The following is a 3,724-nucleotide window of genomic DNA, read 5'->3' on the forward strand; positions in this document are numbered from 1 at the left end:
CCATGCTGACCGCCCATATGGCCAGCGTGCAGGAAAAGTTGGGTAGTGCATTCGGACCGAAAATCGCCTTCGTTTCGATCACCGTCGACCCGGAGCGCGACACGCCCGATGTTTTGAAGGAATATGCGCAGAATTTTGGCGCCGATCTGAAGGGCTGGTCGTTTCTTACCGGTGATCCGGCGATTGTCCATGAGGTTGGACGGAAATACGGGGTCATCGCGAAGAAGGCGGCGAACGGAGATGTCGATCATACCTTGTTGACGTCGCTCGTGGACCCCGGTGGCACCTTGCGAGTACAGTATCTTGGTGTCCGGTTCGACCTGGAGGAGTTCCGGGATGACCTTCTCAGCCTCTTGGACGAATCCAAATAGCATAACGAACCGGCTCGTTGGCTGGGTTGCCCGGCTGCCGGCGCGCGTCCAGACCAAGCTCTTGATCGCGTTCCTGTCGATTGTCGGCCTGCTGATCGTCCTCGGGGCCGTCGGGTTGCAGGTGCTGAGTGGGGTCAATGATCAAACAAACGAGCTGATCAAGTTGCAGCGCCGGATAGCAGCCTATCGCCAGGTCCAGCACGATACGACCACCCAGCTCTACGGCATCTCCACCGCCCTTTTGCTTCAGGACGACCGGATGCTGGATGCGGCGCTGCGCCAGCTCAACCAGTTCGGCTACGACCTCGACCGCATGGAGTTCGTCGCCAAAGCCGAGGTGGAAGTGCTTGGCCAGGTCAGGCAAGAGTACGAACGGCTGACGGCCGGGGTGACGCACGTGGCAGAGCTCGTCCGCGCCGGCCGCACTGAGGAGGCGCGCAAGGTTCAGCTTGATGAAATCATACCGTCGGCTGATAGCCTCGAGCGGCTGACAAACCAGCTGGTCAACATGGCCGAGGCCGACATGGTAGTGGCCATCGAAACGACCGAGGGTGCGTACGGCACGTCCAGACTGATCGTGGTCTCGTTTGCGGTGGGCAGTATCCTGCTGGCGTTGGGGCTCGGCTACATCATCTCCTGGTCGTTGATCGAACCGGTCAAGAAGATCGAGACGCGTCTCAGCCAGATAGCGGCCGGCGACTTCGCCCAACAGGTTGCCGTCGCCAATCGCGACGAACTTGGAGTGCTCGCCGCTAACGTCAACCAAACCTCCGACCAGCTGGGGCGCCTGTATCAGGAGATTGAGACGCGCACCCAGCAGCTCGACGAAGCCCTTCAGCAGCAGACAGCCACCGCAGACGTTCTGAAGGTCATCAGCCGCTCTACCTTCGATCTGCAGGTCGTGCTCGATACGTTGGTGGAATCGGCTGTCAGGCTCTGCCGTGCCGACAAGGGTGGTATCGTGCAGTTGCTGGATGGCGTATTCCGCTATGTGTCGACGCATGGCTACCCGCCCAGTTTCCGTGCTTATGTCGACGCCAATCCACTTCCCGCGCTCGCCGCAGGCCGAGGCTCCGCCGTAGGGCGCGTAATCGAAGAACGGCGGATCGTGCAAATCGAAGACGTGACCGCTGATCCGGACTACCGCGTTGCCTTGATCGCTGAGGCAGGCGGATTCCGCACCGTCCTCGCTGCCCCGCTGTCGCGGGAAGGTGATCTCGTTGGCGTATTCGTCATGACGAGGGTTGAGCCGCAACCTTTCAATCTCAAGGAGATCGCGCTCGTCGAGACATTTGCCGACCAGGCGGTGATCGCCATCGAGAATGCGCGGCTCTTCGAGGCGGTGCAGTCACGGACGCGCGAGCTTGCCGCGTCTGTTGGTGAGCTCGAGGCGCTTGGTGAAGTGAGCAAGGCGGTCAATTCGACGCTGGATCTCGACACGGTGCTGAAAACGATCGTCGCCAAAGCGGTCCAGTTGTCGGAGACGGATGCTGGCACCATCTACGTGTTCAGCAGCACGCGGCAGCAATTCCGTCCGCGCGCAAACTTCGGTATGAGCGATGAGCTTATAGCCGCAGTCTCACACCAGACGATCGGGCTGGCCGACATGGGGATCGGCGACGCACCCGAGCGCTGCATGCCGGTGCAGTTTCCCGACCTCAGCGAGGAGGCCTCATCCTTCCTTGTAAGAAAGACGATCGTCGAAGCCGGATATCGCGGTATCCTGATCGTTCCGCTGCTGAGGCCCAACAAGATCGTCGGTGCACTGGTCGTCAGGCGCTACAAGCCAGGTGCCTTCCATGAGCAAGTTGTCCACCTGCTGGAGACCTTCGCAGCCCAATCGGTGCTCGCGATCCAGAATGCCAAGCTGTTCCGTGAGATCGAGGAGAAAAGCCGGGAGCTGGAGGCAGCTAGCCGCCACAAGTCCCAGTTCCTCGCGAATATGAGCCACGAACTCAGGACACCGCTCAATTCGGTCTTGGGTTTCACAGAGCTGCTGGTCGACGGCATCTACGGCGAACTCCCGGACAAGGCAAAGACGACCGTCGCGCGCGTGCAGGCAAACGGTCGTCACCTCCTCGGGCTCATCAACGACGTACTCGACCTTTCCAAGATCGAAGCCGGCCAGCTCACACTGGCGATCGAGGACTACTCCGTCGCGCAGATTGTTCGATCGACAGTTACGGCTGTAGAGCCGCTGGCACGAGCGAAGGGTCTTGAGCTTTCAACGACTGTTGCCGAGAACCTTCCAATCGGCCGCGGGGACGAACGCCGTTTGACGCAGGTCCTGCTCAATCTTGCAGGCAACGCCGTCAAGTTCACCGAAACGGGTGCGGTCGACATTCTTGCCGATGCGGTCGACGGGCACTTCGAGATGACCGTCCGAGACACCGGTCCCGGCATCGCGTCCAAGGACCAGGCTCTCATCTTCGAAGAATTCCAGCAGGTCGACAACAGCAGTACCAGGCAGAAGGGCGGTACGGGTCTTGGCCTGGCGATCTCGAAGCGCATCGTCGAAATGCATGGCGGAACCCTAGACGTCGAGTCCGTGATCGGGTCAGGGTCGACATTCCGTCTCAAGGTACCAATCCGGGTGAATGAGGACGTGAGGGCCGCATGAGCAAACGAATCCTGATGGTGGAAGACACCGAGGACAACCGCCAGATCATCCGCGATCTCATTGCTACCACCGAATACGAACTGATCGAGGCGGCGGACGGCGCCGCCGGCATCGCTGCAGCCGGAGCGCACAGGCCAGACCTGATCCTTATGGACATTCAGCTCCCGGTGATCGACGGGTATGAAGCGGCCCGCCGCATCAAGGCCGACCCGGCGCTCCGGCACATTCCGATTATCGCCGTCACCTCCTACGCGTTGTCGGGCGACGAGGCGAAAGCCCTTGCTGCTGGGTGCGATGGTTACATTGCCAAGCCCTTCAGTCCGCGCCAGCTGCTTTCCGAGATTCGCGGGTTCCTTTCTTGAGGGAGGCAGCGCTTTGCACGATCCGCCTCGCATTCTCGCGGTCGACGATACTCCGGAAAACCTCGAGATCCTGCGCATGCGCCTCGAGGCGAATGGCTACGAAGTTGCAACCGCCGCCGATGGGGAAGAGGGGCTTGCGAAAGCCCGCGAACTCACGCCGGATCTGATCCTGCTCGACATCATGATGCCGAAGCTCGACGGCATCAGTGTGGTACGCATGCTCAAGCACGATCAATCGCTGCGGTCGATCCCCGTTATTCTGGTCACCGCGAAAGCCGACACGCGCGACGTGGTCGATGGGCTGGACGCCGGTGGCGACGACTATCTGACAAAGCCCTTCGAGCACAGGGCGCTGTTAGCGCGGGTGCGCT

General features: G+C 60.8%; 4 protein-coding genes. All 4 read left to right on the top strand.

Annotation, left to right across the window (positions count from 1 at the left end):
- Window positions 1–371: SCO family protein (locus NKJ91_RS33370; protein WP_352458894.1), on the top strand; the 371-nt coding region annotated here is incomplete at its 5' end.
- Complete coding sequence (locus NKJ91_RS33375; protein WP_352458895.1) at window positions 337–2,991, top strand: GAF domain-containing protein; 2,655 nt, start codon at window positions 337–339, stop codon at window positions 2,989–2,991. The genes NKJ91_RS33370 and NKJ91_RS33375, both read left to right, overlap by 35 nt.
- A 14-nt stretch (window positions 2,992–3,005) precedes the next feature.
- Window positions 3,006–3,353: a response regulator gene (locus tag NKJ91_RS33380; RefSeq protein WP_246501742.1), complete on the top strand. Its 348-nt coding sequence runs from the start codon at window positions 3,006–3,008 to the stop codon at window positions 3,351–3,353.
- Between the two features lie 13 nt (window positions 3,354–3,366).
- Window positions 3,367–3,724: response regulator (locus tag NKJ91_RS33385; RefSeq protein ID WP_352458896.1), on the top strand; the 358-nt coding region annotated here is incomplete at its 3' end.

It is taken from the genome of Mesorhizobium sp. M0040 (genome assembly GCF_040323505.1).
GTDB lineage: Bacteria > Pseudomonadota > Alphaproteobacteria > Rhizobiales > Rhizobiaceae > Mesorhizobium.